The following is a 22,766-nucleotide window of genomic DNA, read 5'->3' on the forward strand; positions in this document are numbered from 1 at the left end:
CAGCTTGATGATGACAAGTGACCAATTACAACTTGCCTCGCCAAATCAAACTAATTCAGATCCAGAGCAGAAAGATACCCACAGCACTGTTTCCAACAGTGTTTAACCACAACAGCAATACCCCCTGATGCTACAACCAACAATATTTAACAACCTCACACCAACATCAAACCCAATGTTCTGGCCTTCGCCACGGCATGAGTCCTGCGCATCACCCCCAACTTTATATAAATCCTTCGGACATGTGTTTTTACGGTATGCAATGAGAGGAAAAGTTTTTCTGCAATTTGTTGATTGGAATCACCTGTCGCAATCAATGCCAACACTTGCAACTCTCGCTGACTAAGTGAACTTTCGGCTTCAGGTTGAGTTGTAACGTACTGCTTTTCGTCCGGCACTATTGTCGGATCAAATATTTTCGGTGAACGCAGAGTGACTTGCCGTATCAGCAATTGCGTCCCTGAGCGCCGGACGATCCTTAATGCGCATTGCACATGCTCAACCACTTGTAACGAATCGTTGTGCAGCAAAGCCACCTCGGCCAAGGCGAAATGCAACTCCGCTTCGAGTGTCTGCGCCCCGCACTTGCGTGCTGTATCCAGTAACAACTGAAGTTGCTCTGGCAGGTCACTACCCCGTTGCAAAAATGCCGTGGCCAATATCAACAAGTATTGAATACGCGCAATCAATTGAACTGTCGCCGGAGGTGCCTGCAATGCGTTCGGTGGTTGATAGTGACGCAGCACCCGGCTCAGCGCCTCATGCGCCAACTGCGCCCGCCCCTGTTGCAGCCAGATCTGGCTACTGACCTGTAACAAAACACCACGATAAACCGTGTCTGGAATTCGGCGCTGCTGCATCAACCGTTCAGCTTCGTGCAACCGCTCAAACGCCTGCGCGTATTCGCAATGATTGGCCGCAATTTGCGCCAGCCCGAGATAGGCATGCAGCACACGTTTATCGTGACTGCGCAGACAATCCTCCAGGCCCTGTTTGAACAGCACAGTGGCTTGCTCCTCAAGTCCCATACTCATTGCCAACCGACCACGACGTATTGCGATGCGACCGAGCAGCGGTGATGGCCGCTCGGCGCGCTGGCCAAGCAATTGCTCGATGCTCAGCAAGAGGTTGTCAGCGCGGGCGGGAGTTCCACGCTGTTCAAGCAACTGCGCGTGATCAAGTTCGAGCAAGCCTTCAAACAACAAGGAGCCTTGTGCCCGCGCCAGACGCAACGCTTCGCGGCTGATGGTGTGCGCTGTTTCGAGTTCATCGCATAACAAGGCTTGTTGAGTCAGCCCTGACAGACACAGCAGCCTTGTGGCCCAGGCATCGCCATCGAGCGCGTCCAGAGCTTGTTGAAAGAGTTCACGCGCAGGCGTCATACATCCTTGTAAATGCATCAGCCAACCTTGTTGCGCTTGCCAGCGTGCAAGCAGTTGTCGCTCCAGTGCCGCCGAAGGTTGCGGCATGAACCTCGCCAGATGCGCGATGCACTGCGTGGCCTGTTCGAACCGGCCGGCAAACAGCAGAGCTGCGGTAATCAGCCCGACCAACTGCGGTGATCCCAAGGTCAATCCTTCGCCCTGATATTCATGCAGGCGCAACAACAGCACCACCGTTTGCTCTTCAAACAGATGCTCAAAGTTGAAGTGCTGCAACAGACTGATTGCCGTTTCGAATTCCTCAGCAAACAACGCCTGCTCGAAAGCCGAGCGCCAGTCCCCGGCAGCCGCGAACCATTGGCATGCTCGACGATGCCATGAGCGGGCCGCAGGCCAGCGCTCATCGCGCATTACTTGAGCCAAAGGTGCAAAGATCTGCAACCACTGGGACGAGTCATTCCAGGGTTCGATGAAGCAACCCAGCGTTTGCAGGGTTCGCAGGTAGTCCGCGCCCTCCCCGGCTCCGAACAAGTGCTCACACAGTTCAGCGTTGAAGCGCGGCAGGTTTGCCAGCACGCGCCAGACTTCCGCCAACTCCGGCGTCAGACTGCTGAACAGTTCGTGCTGCAGATAATCCAGTAACGTCTCGACCCGCTGCTGCGGTTGATTGCTTTGCGCCCAGTCGCATTTTTGCAGCAGCGCCATGCGCACGCCGGCGCACCAGCCACCGGTTCGATGAACGATCCGCACAGCTACACTGGCGGCCTGCTCCGCTGACAAATGCTTCAGGGCCTGGGCGATTTCGTCTTGGGTCAGCGCCAGCGTTGCGCTTTCACACTCATACAACTCGTCGTCCAACAGCAACCGTGGCCAATTGCATTGCGGGCGCCGACGCGTGCCGATCCACCAGATCAATGCCGGGCTGCTGTGCGCCAGCAAGCGGTCCAGCAGCGCATCGAGTGCCGGGGCGGGCAGCCGACAGTAGTCGTCGACAAACAGCCAGGTGGGTGCCGACCAGCGTGCCAAAGCAGTAATCAACTGTGCCTCATCCATTTCTGCCAGCCCCAACACTTGGCAAAGCCGCTGACAGAGTTCCCCGCTACTCAAAGACGCGCCCATCAATGGCAACCAGTGCACCAGACAATGCGTCGGCGCCTGTGCCAGGCACTCCGAGAGCAACGCGCTTTTGCCACTGCCGGCTGGCGCGCAGATCAGCCTGATCCGCGCCACCGATGTCAGTAGAGGCTCACTTAATCGAGGGCGAGGCTGATGATGTGAAGAAAGTCTGGGCAGAAATCCGGGTCGATCCAGGCGCGCGGTCATGGCGGTCATCGGGTGAGCCTTCTTATCGTTGTGCGCTCACCCTAGCCCTCTCCTGTGCGCTTGTTGACGAGTATTCAGCACGCTGATTGACGACCATAAAAAAGGCGACCGTGCGGTCGCCTTTTGCCCTGCCGATGTATCGGAACCGTTACCGCACGCCCTCTGCGCGCAAGGCCGATGGCGTGTAGTCAGCCGCCTTGGCTTCGAAGCCGAATTCGAAACTGTGCTTCTCTTCGTTCTTCATCCCCAGGGCAATGTAGCGACCGGCGATGATGTCGTAGAGCGCTTCGAGGGTGTAGGCCTGCGCCTGGTGATCGTAGTAGTACTGAGCATGCCCTTCGGCGACACGCCACAGTTGCCCGCGACCGTCGTAGTGGTCCGCCAGCGCCACCTGCCAGCTGTCTTCGTCGATGTACATGTGGCGCTTGGCGTAAATGTGCCGCTCGCTAGGTTTGACCGTACCGATTACTTCCCACACGCGGTGCAGCTCATAGCGGGTCAGGTCCTGATTGATATGCCCGGCCTTGACGATGTCGTCGTATTTCAGGCTCGGCGAATCGAGTTTGTAGCTGTTATACGGGATGTACATTTCCTTCTTGCCGACAAGTTTCCAGTCGTAGCGATCCGGGGCACCGGAGAACATGTCGAAGTTATCCGAGGTGCGCAGGCCATCGGCAGCGGTGCCCGGGCCGTCATAGGCCACTTGCGGAGCGCGACGCACGCGGCGCTGGCCGGCATTGTAGATCCACGCCAGACGCGGTTCCTTCACCTGATCGAGGGTTTCGTGCACCAGCAGCACATTACCGGCCAACCGCGCTGGCGCGGTCACCGACTGCTTGAAGAAGGTCAGCACGTTGGCGGCTTTTTCCGGATCGAGATCTTTCATCAATTGCGGCACGGCGATCTCTTCTTCGAAGCGGATCGGCGTGTAACTGCCGTTGGTTTGCGGAGTGACCTGAGTGATGATGCGTTTGACGTTACCGCCGTGATAACGGGTGATGTGGTTCCACAACACCTCGACGCCGTTCTTCGGAATCGGGAACGCGTAGTAGCGGTTGCCGGTGAAATTGGCCAGGCCGTTACCGTCGTTGATGGTGGTCACGTTGAGCGCGCTGCGCTTGGCCGACTCGTAGATTTCCGCTGGCGCGGCGACGGTGCGGTGGGTCGGATAGACCGGGATCTTGTAGGTCTCCGGGTAGCGTTTGAACATCGCCACCTGACCGTCGGAGAGCTTGTCCTTGTACTTGTCGACGTTGGCCGCGGTGATGGTGAACAGCGGTTTTTCATTGGCGAACGGGTCGGCGAGGAAACCCTTGCTGTCCACCGCACCGGCGTTTTTCGGAATGCCGCCAGTCCATGCCGGAATCGAGCCGTCAGCGTTGCCAGCCTTCTCGGCACCCAATGGCGTCAGGCTGGTGCCGAGTTTGTTGGCCTCGTCTGGCGACACCGCCGCCATCACGTTGGCCGCCAGCAGACTCAGGGCCAGCACACCACATTGCAGAATCATTTTGCGCATTGCAGTCATCCTTCTCGGGCAGATCAGAAGTTCACGCCGAAGCTCAGTGCGACGAAGTCACGGTCTTCGAGGACGTTGTAGTCACCACCGAAAAAGTCGGTGTAACTGAGGCTCGCGGTGTAGGTGTTGCGGTAGTCGGCATCGACGCCGACGCTGATCGCTTTCGCGCCTTCGTTGAACAGGCCGTTGGGGCCGTAACCGGCGACGTCATGCGACCACGACAGGTTGGGTTTGAGGTTGATCCCGCCGATCACGTTGGCGTAATCGAGGATCGCCCGGGCGCGGTAGCCCCACGAGGTCGAGGTGACGAAACCATCAGTGTCACCGCCGAAACCGTATTGGCCATACACCGAGTCGCGGCCATAACGCAGCTTGTCGCGCGACTCCAGACCGCCGACCCGCACCACCGCCGCTTCACCGACCAGGGTCAAACGCTGAGCGCCCCAGACCTGATCGAAAAAGTGCGTGAGCGTGCTCTGGATCTGCGTGACTTCCTTGCGCCGATAGCCTTTGTTGTCCGCTCCTGGTGAGGTCGAAAGTGGCGACGCCGTGCCACCGGCAATCGGGTTGAGCAGCGCCAGTGTCAGGTCGTTGGTGTTGACCTGCACCGGAGCGTTCGGGCGGTAGCTGATCTCGCCAGTCCATGCAGTGCCGGTGGGCAATGTGGTGGAAAAACTTGCGCCGTAGAGACGAATGTCTTCCGGGTATTCAAGGTAATACCCACCACGTCCGAGCATGACGCTCTGCGCCAGACCGGAGCCGCTGCCGGGGGCCAGGCCATTGGCGATCCCGACCATACCCGGCAATGCCGCCAGCGTCGAAAGACCGGCCGTGGTGGTGCCTACCGTCGGCGTACGGCTGTGGTAGTTCATGAAGTAGAGACCGTATTCAGTGTCGTCACCGAGCCAGCGCAACGCCGTACCCCATTGCCCGGAATCCCGCGCATCACGGTCACCGCCACGAGGAATCACCACGCCTTCGCGAGTCACCTGAATGCCTTGTCCAAAGGCCTGGGTCAGCGGAACAAACGGTGCGATTGCGGGGTTGCCGACGGTGTAGCCGTTGTTGCACCCGTCCGCCGCCACATCGACACCAAAGAAGGTGCCGCAGTTGTCGAGAACAGTCTGGTCCCATTCCAGTTGATAGAAGCCTTCAACGGTCAGTTGATCGGTCAGGCCTTGCGAACCAAACAGCATGTTGACCGGAATCAGGCCTTCCTTGATCTCCGCACCAGGGCGGCGAAACGCTGAAACGTCGATCGGGTTGATGCTGTTGATCGAGTTGCCGATGAAGGTACTTTCGCCCCAGCTCACCACCTGTTTACCGGCGCGCACGGTGCCCGGCAGATCGGCGATGGAATAGTTGTGATAGACGAATGCATCGAGAATTTGTGCGCCGGAAGATTTCGCGCCTTCCTTGCGGCCGCTGTCGCTGATCGGCTTGAACTCGCGGTCCTCGTCCTTCAGCTCGAAGTCATACCAGTACTTGCCACGCACGAAGACGCCGGTGTCGCCGTACTTGAGTTCAAGGTCGTGAATGCCTTTGAAGATTTTCGAGAAGGTCTCGCCCTTCTTGAAATTCAAACGCCCGTCATCACCGGTCGAGGATTGCCCGGTACCACCATTGACCGTGCCGACCAGCGACTTGTCGGCATCGCGCATGCCCCAACTCGCACCGATCGACAGCGACGAGTCGAAAGTGCCCTCGATTTCGCCAATGTTGAACGCAACCGCTTGCGCCTGGGCGCAGCAACCCAAAGCCACCGCGGCTGCCAGCGCCTGCGGTGTGAAGATGGCGCGCATTGTTGTTTTTGTCATGCGTCTTCCCCGGTGAGTGACAGAAGGCCCCACCCTACTGCCGGACAATTGCGTCGATAAGCGCACCAAGGAGGTATTCGTGTTGTCGCTCGAAAGGATGAATGGCCTTGCGCGGCGCGGCTTTGCGCCGTTCATGGATTGGCTGGATGGAGGATCATCAGTGCAGCGCATGGTGCACATCGGATCACGGGACTGTTGCATGCCCCGCAACAGTGCATGTCCAGAATCGGTATTTTTCCTACGCGCTCAAGACCTTATTCTGAACGCGCTTTCACGGGACACGCCGCAAAGCACGAAGCACTGGCCTTTGAGCAACTCAGGCCATTGCTGACAGATTTCAGATAAATCGAAGACTTCGGTTTATCGCCCCGGTGTTCACTGACGTTGATTTGTAGCTCCTTGATCCAACGTCTTACCTTGGCCGCTGCGTTTGCAGCGGCCTTTTTTATGCCTGTTGAAAAGTCATCCCTACAACCTGCAAACACTTTCCGAGAACAACGTAGGAACTTTCCTGCGGCGCAGAAGAATTCTCCTTGCTTTGTTATTAGCCTGCGAAAAACCTCTCGAAACAACGCCCTGTTACTTACGGGCTTCTCAGATTTTGTAACCGCAAGTCTGATGTAACTTGAAACACCTCAACCCCTCGCTGGTGACACGGACGTCACTATCGGCCTCGCTGACTTGCCAACGAGTTATCACGCACATTCAAAAGGACATGAATATGCAAAAGCCTCCACCCTTTGTGTTAACCGAAGCTGTTCATACGACAGCAACAGCCCCCCCCAACACACCTTTGATTCGAGGGACATCACCGAACCTCTCCCAAAGCGGCACGTTTGCTATTCCTAACAATGTTCAAGTCAACTCTCGGGAGTTTACTGCCCACAGCCTGAGAACTGCTCGTGAGTTTCAAACTCGAACAGAGCAACTGCCCCAATCAATCGAGCAGGATCTGGCCGCAACGCGGCTGGAAGGCGCAACCCACCCGCTTCCTCCCGCGCAAGCAATCATTCGTGAACTGGGTGTACGGCATACCCTGACTCAAAGAAAAACCGCTGAATTTCATCAAAAAACAGCACAAGCAAATCAGTTCTTTGGAGATGACCCACTTAATAAAGACTTCCATGCCTACTTTCGAAAAGCCCAAAGCATCGATAGAACCGTTAATGCGCGGGGAATTGCGATGCAGACCTGGGCAGCCTCGTACAGAGCCGCACACGAAGCGAAATTGCTGGCGCAATCAATTCAGATGCTCAACCAGCAACAGGTCAACGTGCAGAACTGGCTGGCCGCCGTTCAGACAAATGATCAGGCGCAAGCACAAGCGGCGGCAGAAGCTCGGCGAGTAGCGGCAGAACACGCACGGATTGCCTTAGAACAGCAACGTCAAAGAGAAATTGCTGAAGCTGCACGTCAAGAGCAGGAGCAAATTCGTGCCCGTGAACAGGCGCGACTTGCCACGCTGGCGAAAAAGCAGGATATGGATGCATACCTGGCAAAATACTCCGCCCAGTTGGCACGCATTCTTGCTGAAATGAGAGCTGAAGCTCGGGAACAAGCGCGAATCGCGGCATTGAAGAGCGCTTTAGCCGAAGCACAAGCAAAAGCTGAAGCAGCCGCACAGGCGTTTGCTGCCGAGCAAGCTCGTCTCCAAGCGCAAATGGAGCAGCGTGTAGAAGCGAACCAGCAGGAAGGTCATTCAGCAGAGATCCAGCATGTATATCCGGCTTCAGGAGCCGTGGCTTCAACCAGTCCGGTTTTGTCTTTTGCCTCCAAAACCATTCGTCTTCCTCCGGCATCGTCATCCGGAATTCTCAGCGCAATGCGCACAGGATTACTGGCCGTGAAGGCGGCAGGCGCTGCGCTGATCAGCGGTCCGGTGCTGGTAGGTTTCGCGGCACTGTTAATGCCATCACGCTTGGGCAACGGCGAACGCTTTTCCATGAGCGTTCCACTTGCGGAGTTGTCGCCGGAGTCTCCTCAGACATTGCGCGAAATAGCGGATCAGCAAGGCACATTAGAGCTGCCCGTGGGATTGGGCGTAAGGCGGGTCGGCGCTGGCGCGGAAATCTTCGTCGCCACAAGCGATGACTTCCATATCCGCTCGAGTGTGCTGGTTCTGAATGCGGCCTATGACTTGCTGAATGATGTTTATGAAGTAGCGCTACCAGATTCGCCGACGGACTTTCTGACCTGGACACCCGCTATCTCGCCGGGTAACAGCTCGACTGTATCGCCCATTGCCGAGACTGATGCGCCAGCCTATTCCGGCGCTCCTATTGTTCCGATTGAAGGACGGCTGGACCTCAATCCGATCCTTGTTGAAGGTTGGGAACGATTCGTCATCGTGTTCCCCGATGACTCGGGGATTGCGCCACTTTATATGGTGTTCAGCAGTCCGTACGGGGGTGTCGAGGACGGGGAACACAGCGGGCGAGATTTCAACCCCGAAGAAACAGGTTTACCGGTTACAAGCTCGGACTGGGTACCGTCGATCATCGCAAAAAACGGAATTGATATCGTGAAGCTACACACTTCAAAGTTCCCAGATTCTGATGCAAATAAAATAATGATCGATCGTCTAGAACGAATTTTTCGAGGAGAACTAGAGGTAACCGATACCGACAAACGCTTCTACACTCATGAGATCAGAGAGTTCGAAAGGCTTAAAGCCTTGGGATATGGCGACACGGAAATGCCCGATAAAGACTCTTCCGTATGGAACAACGTCCACACTGCAACACTGGAGGATTACAAGCTTAAAGATGCTCCAACGTTGTTATATACGCCAGAGGCGCTGGAAGCTGCAAGGCGGCAAGAAGAGCGTGAGTACCAAAAGTTGCTTAAGGAGATCTGGTAATGAATACCATTGAGCAAATTGTGAAAAATGAACCATTGGATGACATCGTCACCGTATTTTCACTGTTCAAACCAAATCCGCACCTGGACATGATGATCAGACAATACAACCGAGATTTGATCAGTCAATATGGAGCCCTAGAGGATGCCTACACTCGACTTATCGCGTCTGGAGTACTGGAACACGGGGATAAAGGCTTAGCTATTAAAGGCCCCAACTGGAAGGCTCCAAAATTCATGGCCGAAAAACGATACGTTTAATGGGTTGTTGGCCGCCAAGCTCGAGCTTGGTGGCCTCACCCCTTAAAGCGAATACTTCTACAAATTCGCCATCATCTCTTTCAGCACACCAATATTGTTCTTGGATGCGCCGTTTCTTCGAAATCACTAATCTGCTGCCAATGCTAGGGAGAAATTATTGCTCAGGGTGATTTGTCGCTCCTTGATCAAACGTCTTACCTTGGCCGCTGCGTTTGCAGCGGCCTTTTTTATGGGCGCCGTTTTAGCCACCTCACCTGCATCAGCGGGAAGATTCCCCCATTTGCGGGTCCAAACTGGAGAATCCCGGAGTTGATGATTGATAAACGGTACAAGGAATAATGGAACAAGCCTCGCCGCATCGAGAACGCAGCGAGGCTCAAACGTCTTTTAAAGCGAATACTTCTGCAAATTCGCCATCATCTCTTTCAGCGCCTCAATATTGTCCTTCGGATGCGCCGCCCCTTCGAAATCACAAATCTGCTGCCAGTGCGCCGCGACATCTTCCGGCGAGAAACCCGCCCGTGGATCAAACCCGGCGCCGAGGCTGCGCTCCCAACGCACCTTGCCCATCCAGCCGCCACCGACTTCGAACAGCCCTGACGTTTCTTGGCATTGTTCGCTGGCCAGATACACCACCAGCGGACTGACCAGCTCCGGTTTCAATTGCTCGAACACTTGCGGCGGGATCAGGCCTTCGGTCATGCGCGTGCCGCCGGTAGGCGCGATGGCGTTGACGAGGATGTTGTTCTTGCGACCTTCGATGGCCAGTGTGCGGGTCAAACCGTAAAGGCCCAGCTTGGCCATGCCGTAGTTGGACTGACCGAAGTTGCCGTAGATGCCCGAGGTCGAGGCGGTGAAGATCACCCGGCCATAGTTTTGCTCACGCAGGTGCGGCCATGCGGCGCGGGTGACTTTGTAGGCGCCTTCGACATGGACGCGGTAAACCAGATCCCAGTCGGCGTCGTCCATTTTGTGGAAGGTCTTGTCGCGCAGGATGCCGGCGTTGTTGACGACGACGTCGACGCGGCCGAAGGCATCGAGGGCGTTCTGCACCAGTTTGTCGCCGTCGGTGACCGAGTCGTGGTTGGCTTCGGCGATACCGCCGGCCGCGCGAATTTCCGCTACCACGCGATCGGCGGCGGAGGCGTTGGCGCCTTCGCCCTGAGCCGAGCCGCCGAGGTCGTTGACCAGCACTTTGGCGCCCTGTCTGGCAAACAACAATGCGTGAGCGCGTCCGAGGCCACCACCGGCTCCGGTGACGATGACAACTTTATCTTCGAAACGCACAGACTCATTCATCGCAGCAACTCCAGCAGGCCAGTATTGATCCTGAGTGTCAGGCACAGGGCTTTGAGTCACAACGAACACGGCTGAGGCTGAATGGTGTGCAATAAGGTTGCGCGATGATGAGGGCGTCAGAAGACCAAAAATCGCAGCCTGCGGCAGCTCCTACACAAATCTAATGTAGGCGCTGCCGCATGCTGCGATCTTTTGATCTGTCAGGAGCATGCCACTTTGCGCGGTGGCAGCACAAAACGCTCACGAAACGCCAGATAGTGCTTGAGCACCTGCACCGGCGCCTCGGTCTGAGGATAGTGACCGATGCCCGGCAGCAGCACCGTATCTGCGTCGGGGATCAATTCACGGTAACGCTCGACCATGTGCGCCCCGGAAATCGGATCGACTTCGCCATCGATCACCCGCAACGGAATCTCGCCGCGCTGCATCGCCGTCACCCAGCGATCACGCTGCACCCGACGCTCGGGAATGTAGCTGATCAATTTGTGCATGATCCGTGGCCCGCGATTGCTGTCGACCAGGCTCCAGAAATCGTCCAGTTCACTTTCAGTCGGGCGCGTCTGCGGACCGAAGATCTGCCGGAAGCTTTTCACCAGAGCATCGCGGGTGAATGCGCGGCCGATCATCCAGCCCAGCGGGCTGAGCAACAGTTTCTGCATCAGCACCGGACGATGGGTTTCCGGAAATAATCCGCCATTGAGGAACACGCAACTGGCGACCTCGATCTGATCTTCGTAGTGCCGGGCGAGCAGTTCCTGGGCAACGCTGTCACCGTAATCGTGCGCCAGCACATGCACCGGTTGCTCAACCTGCAAATGCGCGAGCAAGGCCTGTTGCAGATCAGCCTGTTCCAGCAGGCTGTACGTGTGATTGAGCGGTTTGGCCGAATCACCGAAGCCGAGCATGTCGCAGGCGATCACCCGATAACGCTGGGCCAGTGGCTGCCACAGGTAATGCCAGTCCCAACTGGCGGTCGGGAAGCCGTGGATCAGCAGTAACGGTTCACCCTGCCCCGCCGTCCAGTAACGAATCGGCTGGCCACGAAAGACAAACGTCTGGCTGCGTTTACGCCAGACACACAGAGGAATCTCGGCAAGAGGCATTAGAGTTTATATCCGGGGTCTTGTTTATCGAGTTTGCGCAGCAACGCCGGCCAGGCCAGCGCACCACCCATGCCTTGAGCACTTTTGGTGACGCCGGCGATCATCGCTTTGGCGCCCGCCAGAATGTGCGGTTCGATGGCGATGAGTTCAGCACCACCGGTTTGCGCCATGACCTGGATGTCGCAGGCGCGCTGGAAGGTGAACATCATCAGAAACGTATCGGCGATGGTGCCGCCACAGGTCAGCAGACCGTGGTTGTGCAGCATCAGGAAATTGTGCTCGCCCAGATCAGCCTGAAGGCGCGCCTTCTCTTCGTGGTTCAGCGCCACGCCTTCATAAGCGTGATACGCCAGGCTCGACAGCACGAACAGCGACTGCTGGCTGATCGGCAACACACCCTGCTTTTGCGCCGACACCGCGACACCGCACGCGGTGTGCGTATGCAGCACGCAAACCACATCATGCCGCACTTCGTGCACGGCGCTGTGGATGGTGTAACCGGCGGGATTGATTTCGTATGGGCTATCCATGAGCTTGTTGCCGGCCTGATCGACTTTCACCAGACTCGACGCGGTGATCTCATGGAACATCAGACCGAACGGATTGATCAGGAAATCTTCGGTGCCCGGCACCTTGGCGGAAATATGCGTGAAGATCAGATCGTCCCAGCCATGCAGCGCGACCAGACGATAACAAGCGGCGAGATCGACTCGGGTCTGCCATTCCGCAGCACTGACCTGGTCTTTGACATTAAGGGACGATTGGACGGGGGCTACGCTCACTGTATGCACCTCTGCGTTCTTATTGTTCTGCACGTACGAGCAGTCTAGTCAGGCGCAGAGGATCGCGTAGTTGCATTGGCAGCCAGCTTGATGACTGACCGAGTCAGCAACGCAAACACCTTGGATCCATGTCAAAGCAACGACGCCAACAAAGGCGCGGCAAACAGATTGAGCAATCCGGTGAGCACCATCACCAGCCCGGCGACAGAGCCTTCTTCACCGCCCACTTCATGGGCCCGGCTGACACCGGCACCGTGCGCGCCGACACCGAACAAAGCACCGCGGGCCAAGGCACTGCGCAACGGCAACCACTTCAACAGCACGCCGCCGAGCATCGCGCCAAACACTCCGGTGAACATCACAAAAACGGCAGTCAACTCCGGCACGCCGCCCAGATTCTGCGCCAGCGGCATGGCGAACGGTGTGGTGATCGAGCGCGGCACCAGTGACATCGTCACGGAGCTGTCGAGCGCCAACGCCTTGGCCAGTCCGAAGGAAGTACCGATCGATGCCGCACTGCCGGCCACCATGCCCAGCAGCAGTGCCGACCAGTGCCGCATCAATAAGCGACGTTGCTGCCAGATCGGCACGGCAAAAGCGACGGTGACTGGGCCGAGCACCAGCATCAGCCAATGGGTGTTGCTGGAGTACTCCGCATAAGCGGTGTGCAACGGCACGGCAAGCGCCAGCAGTAAGGCCGGCACCAGAATCAGTGGAGACAAGACGTAGCGCCCGGTGCGCCGATACAACCAGCGACTGAACAGGTATGCCACCAGGGTAAAGGCCAGCCAGAACATCGGCATCCATTCAAGCTTCATGGGACCGCCTCATACGCACCGCAAGCTCGACGGTGAACGCGGTGACCAGCATCACCATCAAGGTGCTGGCTGCGATCACCAGCAGGATGCGCCAGCCGTCATCGCGCAACAGCGCGCCGTAGTCGAGCAGACTCATCAGTGCCGGGATAAAGAACAACAGCATCTCGGCCATCAGCAACCCTGCGCCCAATTGCAGCGCGGCAGGTTTGACCCAGCCAAAGGCAAATGCCAGCAGCAACAGCGCCATGCCGATCACGCCACCGGGAATCGGCCACGCCAACCAAGCCGCCAGTTGGCAGCCGAGCAGGTAGAGACCGAGCAATACGACAAGTTCGGCGAGAAGACGGGACAGATGTTTGAGGGTGACGGCGTTCATGATTGTGCTCCTGACAGGAGGCATATTTTACGAAGCGCACTGCCATCCCCGAAGCGAATTGTTAGACTCAAAGCCATTCCAAATTGGAATCATGGTTATGGAATTCAAACAGCTGCGCAGTTTTGTCGAAGTCATGCATCAGGGCGGTTTCACTCAAGCCGCAAAAACCCTGCACATCAGTCAGTCAGCGGTAAGCAAACAAATCGCGCAGCTCGAACAAAGCCTCGGCACGCCTCTGCTCGAGCGGCTCGGTTCGCAGTTGCGCCTGACCTCCGCTGGCAGCGTGGTACTGCAACGCGCTGAAGCGATGCTGCGTTTGCGCAACGAGTTGTTGGTTGAACTGGACGACCTCAGTCATCTGGCGCGTGGAGAGTTACGTCTCGGCCTGCCACTGCTGGGCAGTGACGCGCTGTTCGCCGGACTGTTTGCCGAGTACCGTCGGCGCTATCCGAATATCAGCGTGCAATTGCTGGAGGGTGGCAGCCGTAATATCGAGCAGGCAGTGTTGAGCGGGGAGCTGGAATTGGGCGGCAGTCTGTTGCCCAAGGATCCACAATTCGACTGGCAGCCGTTTTGCGATGAGCCACTCGACGCCCTGCTGCCGGTGGATCATCCGCTGGCCGATCAGGGCGAGGTTGGTCTGGAAGAATTGGCCGAGACGCCCTTTCTGCTCTATCAGCGCAGCTTCGTGCTCAACGACCGCTTGCTGCAGGCGTGTCAGCAACTGGGTTTCACGCCGAAGGAAGGCGGACGCAGCGGTCAGGCGGATTTTCTCGCGGCGCTGGTGGCCGCCGGGCAAGGTGTGGTGCTGTTGCCCAGCGTGGTCGCGCGCGGTCTGGTGCGGCCAGGCGTGGTGCGCCTGACCTTGCGCGCGCCGGATTATCTGCGTTGGGATATCGCCTTCATCTGGCGTCGCGGCGCCTATCTGTCAAAAGCCGCGCAGGCGTGGCTAAGCTTGCTGCGCGAGCGCGGGATCAGCCCTTGAGCGCGTCGATAAACTGCGCCAGCCAAGGCTCGGCGTCGGTTTCCGGGGTGACGCTTTCGCTGGCGTCGATACGCAGCATCTCTTGCACTTCGCGCACGCCGAGTTCGCCAAACAGCTCACGCATTTGCTCGCCACCGCCGCAGAAGGTGTCGCCATAACTGGCGTCGCCCAAGGCAATCACTGCGCCCGGCAAACCGAGCAATGCGGCTGGCAACTGGTCGCGAATCGCCGAATACAGCGGTTGCAGGTTGTCGGGCAATTCGCCCATGCCAGTGGTCGAGGTCACTGCGAGCAATGCTTCGGGGCCGAACGCCTGAATGTCGGCGAGGCTGGCGCGCGAGTTGTAGAAGGTTTCAAAGCCAGCGGCTTTCAACAGGTTCTGGGCATGGCGGGCGACTTCTTCGGCGGTGCCGTAGACCGAACCGGAGAGGATGGCGACTTTCATCAATCTGATCCTGAAACTGAAAAAAATGAGCGGCGATAGTAACAGCCTCCGACGCAAAGCTGCGATTGGATCTCAATTGGCGGTAATGGCCAGTAGACAGCGCTTACGGTTCTTCTAGAATGCGTGCCACTGACAACTCTGAAAGGATTCAAAGATGATCAATGCCAGTCTGCTGCAAATGGTGATCAATGCGTCGAACGACGGGATCGTGGTCGCCGAAAAGGAAGGTGAGCAGGACAATATCCTGATCTATGTGAACCCGGCCTTTGAACGACTGACCGGCTACACCAGTGAGGAAATCCTCTATCAGGACTGCCGCTTTCTTCAGGCCGGTGATCGCGACCAGGAGAGTCTGGAGCTGATTCGCAATGTATTGCGCAACAACGGATCGTGCCGGGAAATCCTGCGCAACTATCGCAAGGACGGCACGCCGTTCTGGAATGAGCTGTCGCTTTCCACGGTAAAAAACGCCGATGACGGGCAGACTTATTTCGTTGGCGTGCAGAAGGATGTCACCGTTCAGGTCAAGGCACAGCAGCGCGTGGTGCAGCTTGAGGCCGAGGTCACAGCCCTCAAAGCAGAACTGACAGCGCTTAAAGCGACAAACGGTCAAAACAAAATCGCGAACTAATTGTCATTAACTACAATCACCAATGACTTTGTAACTATATCTTTCGAGTTAGCCATGCAGCGCGACGCCCTCCTCACTCAGGATGAGCTGGATTTCATCCAGACCATGCAGCACAACCCGCAACTGAACGTGCGGGATGCGACGTCGAGTCTGCTGGTCAACGGCGGTTCGCAGATCCGTGATCTGCTCACGCGCCTGGCCGCTCACGAGCAAGTGACCATTCAGGCCAACTTCGAAAATCAGCAGATGACCTTCCCGTTGCATCTGGTGGAAGACGAGTTTCACGCGCTGCATCTGCGCCTCGGCGTGCCGAGTATTTACGAAGACGGCCCGATGGTACGGCCATGGCGCCTGGCTCTCGAAGAGCCGGTAGCCCTGGAAAACGCCAAGGGTCAACCGGGCACGTTGTGGGTCCATGAGGTTTCGCACAAAGGCGTGTTGCTGGAAGTGCGCAACAAGACCAAACCACCCAAGCATTTTGCGTTGTGGTTCAGCCCTTCGGGCTATGAGCGGATTTCATTGCGTGGCAATTTCGAACGGGAAACCGAAAGTGGTTTCTACGCCTACGAACTCAGCCAGACCGACACCGACGAAACCGAGCGTCTGCGTCAGTTCATCCTGCAGCAACATCGCCTGACGCATCCTGCCCTGCACACCTGAGTTTCAGGTATCCAGCTTCCCGGCAAGAAATTGCAGCATGCGTTGACGCATGCTTGCCCCTTCGTTTCCAAGACATGCAACAGAGGATCCGGCCAAATTGTCCTGTGCCAGATCTGAAGCATCGCCCGCCAGCATCAACTGACAATCGAGGCTCAACGCCAGCCGGTTCAGACGCCGAGGCAATTCGGCGCTGGGCGCGTGATTGGAAAACAGCACGAGTGCATCAGGTTTGATCTTTTCGCACACCAGCGTCAGTTCATCGAACGGCTGACCTGTCGTCAGCACCCGAACACCGGCATTGCTGTCGCTGAGAAACAACGCCGCCACCAGCAATTCCAGCTCCCGACACTGCCCGGCAAGCGCACTGACGATCACCCGGCGCGGTTGCGTGCCGCGCAGCATTACAATCCGCTGCAACACGCGCGCCCGCAGGAATCCATCGAAGAACAGCCACTCGCTGGTTTGCCCGAAAGCCTCCTGGCGCTGCAACAATTGCAGCCACAACGGCATGAGGATGTCCTGAAACACCACGGGCAACGCGTAAGAAGAGAATATCTGCCCATAGACGCGATCCAGTTGCTGGTCGTCAAACGCACTGACCGCCTGCTGGATCTGCTCCTGCCATTGCAGGTAATCCGCTTGTACCAGATCATCCGGGATGATGTGTGCCAGCACTTTCATCGGTTCGGTCTTGGCGAGAATCTTGCCGACCTTGCTCACGGCAACACCACGATCGATCCAGTCAACGATGCTGCGCACGCGCTCGATATCGGTCATCGAATAGAGCCGATGCCCGCTTTCGGTGCGTGTCGGCTGAATCAGACCATAGCGCCGCTCCCACGCGCGCAAGGTAACCGGGTTTACACCGGTGAGGCGTGCGACTTCACGGATCGGGAACAGATCGGCGCGCTCGAGTGCGACAGATGCCTGTGAAGCGGGGCTTGCGTCCGTAATGACAGGCATATGGCGTTCAACTTCCATGTCGTTTAATTGGATCCCATTCTAACGCTTATGCCCCGATCGGGTTCAAGTGATGAAATGCGACGAAAGTCGCTGGTTTAATCGTGAAAAACCGGAATAATCCTTGCTTGTTGAAAAACGCAGGGCCTCTACCCCGGCCCTGCGTCAGGCGAAACTCCTACCCGGAGCGAAGCACTCGAAATACGGAGATACATAATGTCTACTTCCCCCGTCACGCTGATGGTCGCGCGTCGCGTCGCCGATGGTCGCTATCAGGATCTGATCGCCTGGCTGCGCGAAGGCGAACAGCTGGCCACTGACTTCCCCGGTTACCTGGGCTCTGGCGTCCTCGCGCCGCCGCCCGGCGATAACGAATTTCAGATTATCTTCCGCTTTGTCGACGAGCAGACTTTGCATGCGTGGGAGCATTCGGTTTCACGCACTGCGTGGCTGAGCCGTGGCAGTGATCTGTTTGCCCACCCGAAAGAGCATCGGGTCAGTGGTATCGAAGGCTGGTTCGGCGCCGCCGGTCAGCGTCCACCGCGCTGGAAGCAGGCTGTCGCGATCTGGCTGGCGTTCTTTCCGGTGTCGCTGCTGTTCAATTTTGTCCTCGGCCCGTTGCTCGCTGACATGAGTTTGTTGCCACGCGTGTTGATCAGCACGGCGTGCCTGACGCCGTTGATGGTTTACTTCTTTATTCCATTGTCGACCCGCTTGCTGGCGAACTGGCTGAACAGCACCCCGGTGCGACTGCCTGTTTCGGCGACACCTCAGAAACATTAAAGATCGCAGCCTCATTGCACTCGACAGCTCCTACAGGACTGAACACAGACCAGGGTAGGAGCTGCCGCAGGCTGCGATCTTTTCAGGCTCGTCGCTGTTATAGTTTTTGCTCCAGCCGCGACGCGAGCCGTTCATGACCCTTTCCTCCGCCCCGATCCTCATCACCGGTGCCGGCCAGCGTGTCGGTCTGCATTGCGCGCAACGGTTACTCGAAGAAGGCTATCGCGTCATCTTCACCTACCGCAGCGAACGCCCCGGCGTGCAGACATTGCGCGATCTGGGCGCCATCGGCCTGTTCGCCGATTTCTCCAGCGAAGCCGGGATTCTCGCCTTCATCGAAACACTGAAAACCCGCACCGAGAGCCTGCGCGCCATTGTGCACAACGCGTCCGAATGGCTGGCCGAAACCCCGGACAGCGAGGCCGAAGCCTTCACGCGCATGTTCAATCTGCACATGCTCGCACCCTATCTGATCAACCTGCACTGCGGTGAATTGCTAAAGCGCTCGACGCCCGCCGACATCATCCACATCAGCGACGATGTCACCCGCAAAGGCAGCAGCAAGCACATCGGTTATTGTGCCAGCAAGGCTGGGCTCGACAACCTGACGTTGTCGTTCGCCGCCCGCTATGCGCCGGCAATCAAGGTCAACGGCATCGCCCCGGCCCTGCTATTGTTCAATGCCGACGACGATGCAGCGTATCGCGCCAAGGCCTTGGCCAAATCCGCGCTGGGCATCGAACCGGGCAGCGAAGTGATCTATCAAAGCCTGCGTTATCTGCTCGACAATCCTTATGTCACCGGGACAACCCTGACCGTCAACGGCGGAAGGCACGTCAAATAACGCCTGCCTGCGAGGAAGTCCATGACCCGCTCACTGCCCGAAAATTACCGTGAAATCCTCATTGGCCTCGGTGAAGATCCCGACCGTGAAGGATTGCTCGACACCCCGCTGCGCGCGGCCAAGGCCATGCAATACCTGTGTCATGGCTATGAGCAGAGCGTCGACGAGATCGTCAATGGCGCGCTGTTTGCCTCGGACAGTGACGAGATGATCATCGTCGCCGACATCGAGTTGTACTCTTTGTGCGAACATCACCTGCTGCCCTTCATCGGCAAGGCCCATGTGGCTTATATTCCGACAGGCAAGGTACTGGGCCTGTCGAAAATCGCCCGACTGGTGGACATGTTCGCCCGGCGCCTGCAAATTCAGGAAAACCTCACCCGGCAAATCGCCGATGCGGTGCAACAAGTTACCGAGGCCGCCGGCGTCGCCGTGGTCATCGAGGCCAGGCACATGTGCATGATGATGCGCGGTGTCGAGAAACAGAATTCGACCATGAACACCTCGGTCATGCTTGGCGCCTTCCGTGAGTCGAGCAACACCCGCCAGGAGTTCCTGCAATTGATTGGACGGAGCAAGTAAATGCCACAACTTCAGCCGGGAATGGCGCGCATCCGGGTCAAGGATCTGCGCTTGCGCACCTTTATCGGGATCAACGAGGACGAGATCCTCAACAAGCAGGATGTACTGATCAACCTGACGATTCTGTACGCCGCGCAGGAAGCGGTGCGTGACAACGACATTGATCACGCGCTGAATTACCGCACGATCACCAAAGCGATCATCGCCCACGTCGAGGGCAACCGCTTTGCCTTGCTCGAACGCCTGACTCAGGAATTGCTCGACTTGGTGATGAGCAACGGCTCGGTGCTGTACGCCGAAGTCGAAGTCGACAAGCCGCATGCGCTGCGGTTTGCCGAGTCGGTGTCGATCACGCTTGCAGCGAGCCGCTAGCTTCAAGCTTCAAGCGGCAAGCTGTAAACTTCGTTTCACCGCCAACCATCTGCAGCTTGAAGCTCGTCGCTTGAAGCTGTCTCGCAGAGACTCCCATGAACGAGCAACAACGCCTCGAACTCGAAGCCGCCGCTTTCCGCCGGCTGGTCGCCCATCTGGACAGCCGCAAGGACGTGCAGAACATCGACTTGATGAACCTCGCCGGCTTCTGCCGCAACTGCCTATCGAAGTGGTACAAGGCCGAAGCCGACGAGCGCCAGATCGAGGTCAGCCTCGATGACGCCCGCGAAGTGGTTTACGGCATGCCGTACGCCGAGTGGAAAGCCCAATTTCAGCAAGAAGCCAACGCCGAACAGCAAGCGGCGTTCGCCAAAGGAAAAACCCATGAGTGATCTGAACACCCTGCGCACCGGCTTCAAGAGCGGCGACCACGCTTTCGCCGACACACTGGCCTTCATCGCTGCCGGTTACGACTACCAGCCGCAAGCCTTCAACAACGGTGGCGTGGAAAACGCCGCCGGGCAGAACGAAGGCTCGTGCAAGACTCTAGGTCTGGCGCTGCTGGAAGGGCTGAGCGATGAAGAAGCGCTGTTGGCGTTTGGCGAGCATTATCGTTCGGTGGTGGCGACGCCTGAGGGCAGCGATCACGGCAACATTCGTGCGCTGATCAAGCACGGCCTGGCCGGCGTCAAATTCACCGCCCAACCCCTGACCCGCCGCTGATCAAGATCAAAAGATCGCAGCCTTCGGCACCGTGATCGTTCCCACGCTCCGCGTGGGAATGCAGCCGGGGACGCTCCGCGTCCCATCGGACGCAGAGCGTCCAGATGAGGCATTCCCACGCAGAGCGTGGGAACGATCATCACGTAGCTGAAACTCCGGGCACAAAAAACCGGCCAATCTGGCCGGTTTTTTTATCCCTGCGATCTTAGAACGAAGCGTTCTGCAGACCGTCCAGGTAACGCTCAGTGTCCAGTGCCGCCATGCAGCCGGCGCCGGCCGAGGTGATCGCCTGGCGGTAAACGTGGTCAGCCACGTCACCGGCGGCGAAGATGCCTTCGACGCTGGTCGCAGTCGCATTGCCTTCACGGCCGCCGTGCACCACCAGATAACCGTCTTTCAAGGTCAGCTGGCCTTCGAACAGCGAGGTGTTCGGAGTGTGGCCGATGGCGATGAACACGCCGTCGACGGTGATTTCGTCGAAGCTGCCGTCGTTGTTTTTCAGACGCGCACCGGTCACACCCATGTTATCGCCCAATACTTCGTCGAGAGTAGCGTTCAACTTGAGGATGATCTTGCCTTCAGCGACGCGAGCGTTGAGCTTGTCGATCAGGATCTTCTCGGCGCGGAAGGTTTCACGACGGTGGATCAGGGTCACGGTGCTGGCGATGTTGGCCAGGTACAGTGCTTCTTCAACAGCGGTGTTGCCGCCGCCGACCACTGCAACAGGCTTGTTGCGATAGAAGAAACCGTCACAGGTCGCGCAGGCCGAAACGCCTTTGCCCATGAACGCTTCTTCCGACGGCAAGCCCAGGTAACGCGCGCTGGCGCCGGTGGCGATGATCAGGGCGTCGCAGGTGTAAGTCGCGCTGTCACCGGTCAGGGTGTAGGGCTTGGCAGCGAAGTCGACGGCGTTGATGTGATCGAACACGATCTCGGTTTCAAAACGCTCGGCGTGCTCACGCATACGCTCCATCAGCACCGGCCCCGTCAGACCGTGGACGTCGCCCGGCCAGTTGTCGACTTCGGTGGTGGTGGTCAGTTGACCGCCAGCCTGCATGCCGGTGATCAGCAGTGGCTTGAGATTGGCACGGGCCGCGTATACCGCAGCGCTGTAACCGGCAGGGCCGGAACCGAGAATAATCACTCGCGAATGACGGACTTCAGACATGACCTGCTCCTGTTGACCGGGCCGAAAAAAATGGCGCGGATCGCCGGACTGCCGGCGGGAATAAAAAAGGACTGTGGAAAACCTTGGGGAAGGCTTGAGCTCGACAGTCCTGTAAAAAGTTGGGTGCAGCGTATCGAGGGGGGCAAGATTAAGGAAATACGGTTTAACAATCCAGCTCATAGGTGGTCTCTATGCCGACACACTGACGAGATGGACGTCTTTGTTACAGTGAATGTCGATTGCTCTACCGCGCTTTCGCCGTCGTTGCAAAGTCGGTAAGGTCGGCGCGTTTTCCCTTGCTCGGAGCACCTTATGCCCGCCCCCGTTCTGTCCGGCCCGCAATATCTGCGCGAAGGCCTCAAACTGGTCTTGAGCCCAGGCCTGCGCCTGTTCGTGTTGCTGCCGCTGGCGATCAACCTGGTGCTGTTCGTCGGATTGATTTATCTGGCCGGCCACCAGTTCAGCCTGTGGGTCGATACGCTGATGCCGTCGCTGCCCGAGTGGCTGAGTTTTCTCAGCTACATCCTCTGGCCCTTGTTTGTGGTGCTGGTGGCGCTGATGGTGTTCTTCACCTTCACCATGCTCGCCAACGTAATCGCCGCACCGTTCAACGGCTTTCTCGCGGAGAAAGTCGAAGTGGTGGTGCGCGGCACCGATGACTTTCCGGCGTTCAGCTGGGGCGAACTGATCGCCATGATCCCGCGCACCCTGGCCCGGGAAATGCGCAAACTCGGCTATTTCCTGCCACGGGCGATAGGCCTGTTCATCCTCTCGTTCATCCCGGTGGTGAACATCATCGCCGCGCCACTGTGGCTGCTGTTCGGTGTGTGGATGATGGCGATCCAGTACATCGACTACCCGGCGGACAACCACAAACTGGGCTGGAACGAAATGCTCGCCTGGCTGCGCCAGAAGCGCTGGCAGAGCATGAGTTTTGGCGGGATCGTTTATCTGGTGCTGCTGATTCCGGTGGTCAACATTCTGATGATGCCGGCTGCGGTGGCAGGGGCGACGCTGTTCTGGGTGCGTGAGCGTGGCGCCGAGGTGCTGGCTCAGGAAAAGGCCTGAGCCAGCAGG

Annotated in this window: 23 protein-coding genes; 12 read left to right on the plus strand and 11 right to left on the minus strand. The window is 57.7% G+C overall.

Annotation, left to right across the window (positions count from 1 at the left end):
- Nucleotides 1-155: 155 nt before the first annotated feature.
- From FGA82_RS15320 to FGA82_RS15330, 3 genes are all read right to left on the minus strand, one after another.
- Complete coding sequence (locus FGA82_RS15320; RefSeq protein WP_141127715.1) at nt 156-2,714, minus strand: LuxR C-terminal-related transcriptional regulator; 2,559 nt, start codon at nt 2,712-2,714, stop codon at nt 156-158.
- Between the two features lie 139 nt (nt 2,715-2,853).
- On the minus strand, nt 2,854-4,221 hold the full coding sequence (locus FGA82_RS15325) for a DUF1329 domain-containing protein (RefSeq protein ID WP_141127716.1): 1,368 nt from the start codon (nt 4,219-4,221) through the stop codon (nt 2,854-2,856).
- A 23-nt stretch (nt 4,222-4,244) separates the two neighbouring features.
- Complete coding sequence (locus FGA82_RS15330) at nt 4,245-6,038, minus strand: DUF1302 domain-containing protein (RefSeq protein WP_141127717.1); 1,794 nt, start codon at nt 6,036-6,038, stop codon at nt 4,245-4,247.
- Between the two features lie 721 nt (nt 6,039-6,759).
- On the opposite strand from FGA82_RS15330, the gene FGA82_RS15335 reads away from it, so the two are divergent.
- Nucleotides 6,760-8,898 (plus strand): S-type pyocin domain-containing protein, encoded by a 2,139-nt coding sequence (locus FGA82_RS15335; RefSeq protein ID WP_141127718.1) that lies wholly within the window; start codon nt 6,760-6,762, stop codon nt 8,896-8,898.
- Nucleotides 8,898-9,158, plus strand: coding sequence for a hypothetical protein (locus FGA82_RS15340; RefSeq protein WP_141127719.1), 261 nt, complete (start codon nt 8,898-8,900; stop codon nt 9,156-9,158). The genes FGA82_RS15335 and FGA82_RS15340 overlap by 1 nt, the downstream gene beginning before the upstream one ends.
- 387 nt (nt 9,159-9,545) lie before the next feature.
- On the opposite strand, the gene FGA82_RS15345 is transcribed toward FGA82_RS15340, so the two are convergent.
- From FGA82_RS15345 to FGA82_RS15365, 5 genes are all read right to left on the minus strand, one after another.
- A complete protein-coding gene (locus FGA82_RS15345) occupies nt 9,546-10,457 on the minus strand; it encodes an SDR family oxidoreductase (protein ID WP_141127720.1) in 912 nt (303 codons plus the stop codon).
- Between the two features lie 200 nt (nt 10,458-10,657).
- On the minus strand, nt 10,658-11,560 hold the full coding sequence (locus FGA82_RS15350) for an alpha/beta fold hydrolase (RefSeq protein ID WP_141127721.1): 903 nt from the start codon (nt 11,558-11,560) through the stop codon (nt 10,658-10,660).
- Nucleotides 11,560-12,342 carry a class II aldolase/adducin family protein gene (locus FGA82_RS15355; protein WP_141127722.1) on the minus strand — a complete coding sequence of 261 codons (783 nt, stop codon included), beginning with the start codon at nt 12,340-12,342 and terminating at the stop codon, nt 11,560-11,562. Before FGA82_RS15355 ends, FGA82_RS15350 begins: the two co-directional genes overlap by 1 nt.
- Before the next feature lie 131 nt (nt 12,343-12,473).
- A complete protein-coding gene (locus FGA82_RS15360) occupies nt 12,474-13,160 on the minus strand; it encodes an LrgB family protein (protein ID WP_141127723.1) in 687 nt (228 codons plus the stop codon).
- Nucleotides 13,150-13,536, minus strand: coding sequence for a CidA/LrgA family protein (locus tag FGA82_RS15365; RefSeq protein WP_141127724.1), 387 nt, complete (start codon nt 13,534-13,536; stop codon nt 13,150-13,152). The genes FGA82_RS15360 and FGA82_RS15365 overlap by 11 nt, the downstream gene beginning before the upstream one ends.
- Nucleotides 13,537-13,633: 97 nt before the next feature.
- On the opposite strand from FGA82_RS15365, the gene FGA82_RS15370 reads away from it, so the two are divergent.
- A complete protein-coding gene (locus FGA82_RS15370; RefSeq protein WP_141127725.1) occupies nt 13,634-14,521 on the plus strand; it encodes a LysR family transcriptional regulator in 888 nt (295 codons plus the stop codon).
- Here FGA82_RS15370 and FGA82_RS15375 read toward each other — a convergent pair.
- Entirely contained in the window at nt 14,511-14,966 is a 456-nt protein-coding gene (locus FGA82_RS15375) for a flavodoxin (protein WP_141127726.1), read from the minus strand. The two genes, FGA82_RS15370 and FGA82_RS15375, sit on opposite strands and share 11 nt — an antisense overlap.
- 154 nt (nt 14,967-15,120) lie before the next feature.
- On the opposite strand from FGA82_RS15375, the gene FGA82_RS15380 reads away from it, so the two are divergent.
- The gene (locus FGA82_RS15380; protein ID WP_141127727.1) at nt 15,121-15,597 is read left to right on the plus strand and encodes a PAS domain-containing protein; all 477 of its coding nucleotides are present in this window, start codon (nt 15,121-15,123) and stop codon (nt 15,595-15,597) included.
- Between the two features lie 54 nt (nt 15,598-15,651).
- Nucleotides 15,652-16,257, plus strand: a complete 606-nt coding sequence (locus FGA82_RS15385) for a hypothetical protein (protein ID WP_122606005.1) — start codon at nt 15,652-15,654, stop codon at nt 16,255-16,257.
- A 3-nt stretch (nt 16,258-16,260) separates the two neighbouring features.
- On the opposite strand, the gene FGA82_RS15390 is transcribed toward FGA82_RS15385, so the two are convergent.
- On the minus strand, nt 16,261-17,220 hold the full coding sequence (locus tag FGA82_RS15390; RefSeq protein ID WP_141127728.1) for a MerR family transcriptional regulator: 960 nt from the start codon (nt 17,218-17,220) through the stop codon (nt 16,261-16,263).
- Between the two features lie 213 nt (nt 17,221-17,433).
- Here FGA82_RS15390 and FGA82_RS15395 point away from each other — a divergent pair, with 213 nt between their 5' ends.
- From FGA82_RS15395 to FGA82_RS15420, 6 genes are all read left to right on the plus strand, one after another.
- A complete protein-coding gene (locus tag FGA82_RS15395; RefSeq protein ID WP_038357558.1) occupies nt 17,434-18,000 on the plus strand; it encodes an antibiotic biosynthesis monooxygenase in 567 nt (188 codons plus the stop codon).
- Between the two features lie 133 nt (nt 18,001-18,133).
- On the plus strand, nt 18,134-18,844 hold the full coding sequence (gene folM, locus FGA82_RS15400) for a dihydromonapterin reductase (protein WP_141127729.1): 711 nt from the start codon (nt 18,134-18,136) through the stop codon (nt 18,842-18,844).
- 21 nt (nt 18,845-18,865) lie between these two features.
- On the plus strand, nt 18,866-19,426 hold the full coding sequence (folE, locus tag FGA82_RS15405) for a GTP cyclohydrolase I FolE (RefSeq protein ID WP_141127730.1): 561 nt from the start codon (nt 18,866-18,868) through the stop codon (nt 19,424-19,426).
- Nucleotides 19,427-19,798, plus strand: a complete 372-nt coding sequence (folX, locus tag FGA82_RS15410; RefSeq protein ID WP_007914273.1) for a dihydroneopterin triphosphate 2'-epimerase — start codon at nt 19,427-19,429, stop codon at nt 19,796-19,798.
- Between the two features lie 95 nt (nt 19,799-19,893).
- Complete coding sequence (locus FGA82_RS15415) at nt 19,894-20,190, plus strand: DUF1244 domain-containing protein (protein WP_034154503.1); 297 nt, start codon at nt 19,894-19,896, stop codon at nt 20,188-20,190.
- On the plus strand, nt 20,183-20,521 hold the full coding sequence (locus FGA82_RS15420; RefSeq protein ID WP_141127731.1) for a HopJ type III effector protein: 339 nt from the start codon (nt 20,183-20,185) through the stop codon (nt 20,519-20,521). Before FGA82_RS15415 ends, FGA82_RS15420 begins: the two co-directional genes overlap by 8 nt.
- Before the next feature lie 205 nt (nt 20,522-20,726).
- Here the strand turns inward: FGA82_RS15420 and trxB are convergent, their stop codons facing one another.
- The gene (gene trxB / locus FGA82_RS15425) at nt 20,727-21,689 is read right to left on the minus strand and encodes a thioredoxin-disulfide reductase (protein ID WP_034154501.1); all 963 of its coding nucleotides are present in this window, start codon (nt 21,687-21,689) and stop codon (nt 20,727-20,729) included.
- 312 nt (nt 21,690-22,001) lie between these two features.
- Here trxB and cysZ point away from each other — a divergent pair, with 312 nt between their 5' ends.
- A complete protein-coding gene (cysZ, locus tag FGA82_RS15435; RefSeq protein ID WP_141127732.1) occupies nt 22,002-22,757 on the plus strand; it encodes a sulfate transporter CysZ in 756 nt (251 codons plus the stop codon).
- Nucleotides 22,758-22,766: the final 9 nt, after the last annotated feature.

The sequence above is a fragment of the Pseudomonas fluorescens genome, from assembly GCF_005938625.1.
Lineage (GTDB): Bacteria > Pseudomonadota > Gammaproteobacteria > Pseudomonadales > Pseudomonadaceae > Aquipseudomonas > Aquipseudomonas fluorescens_BD.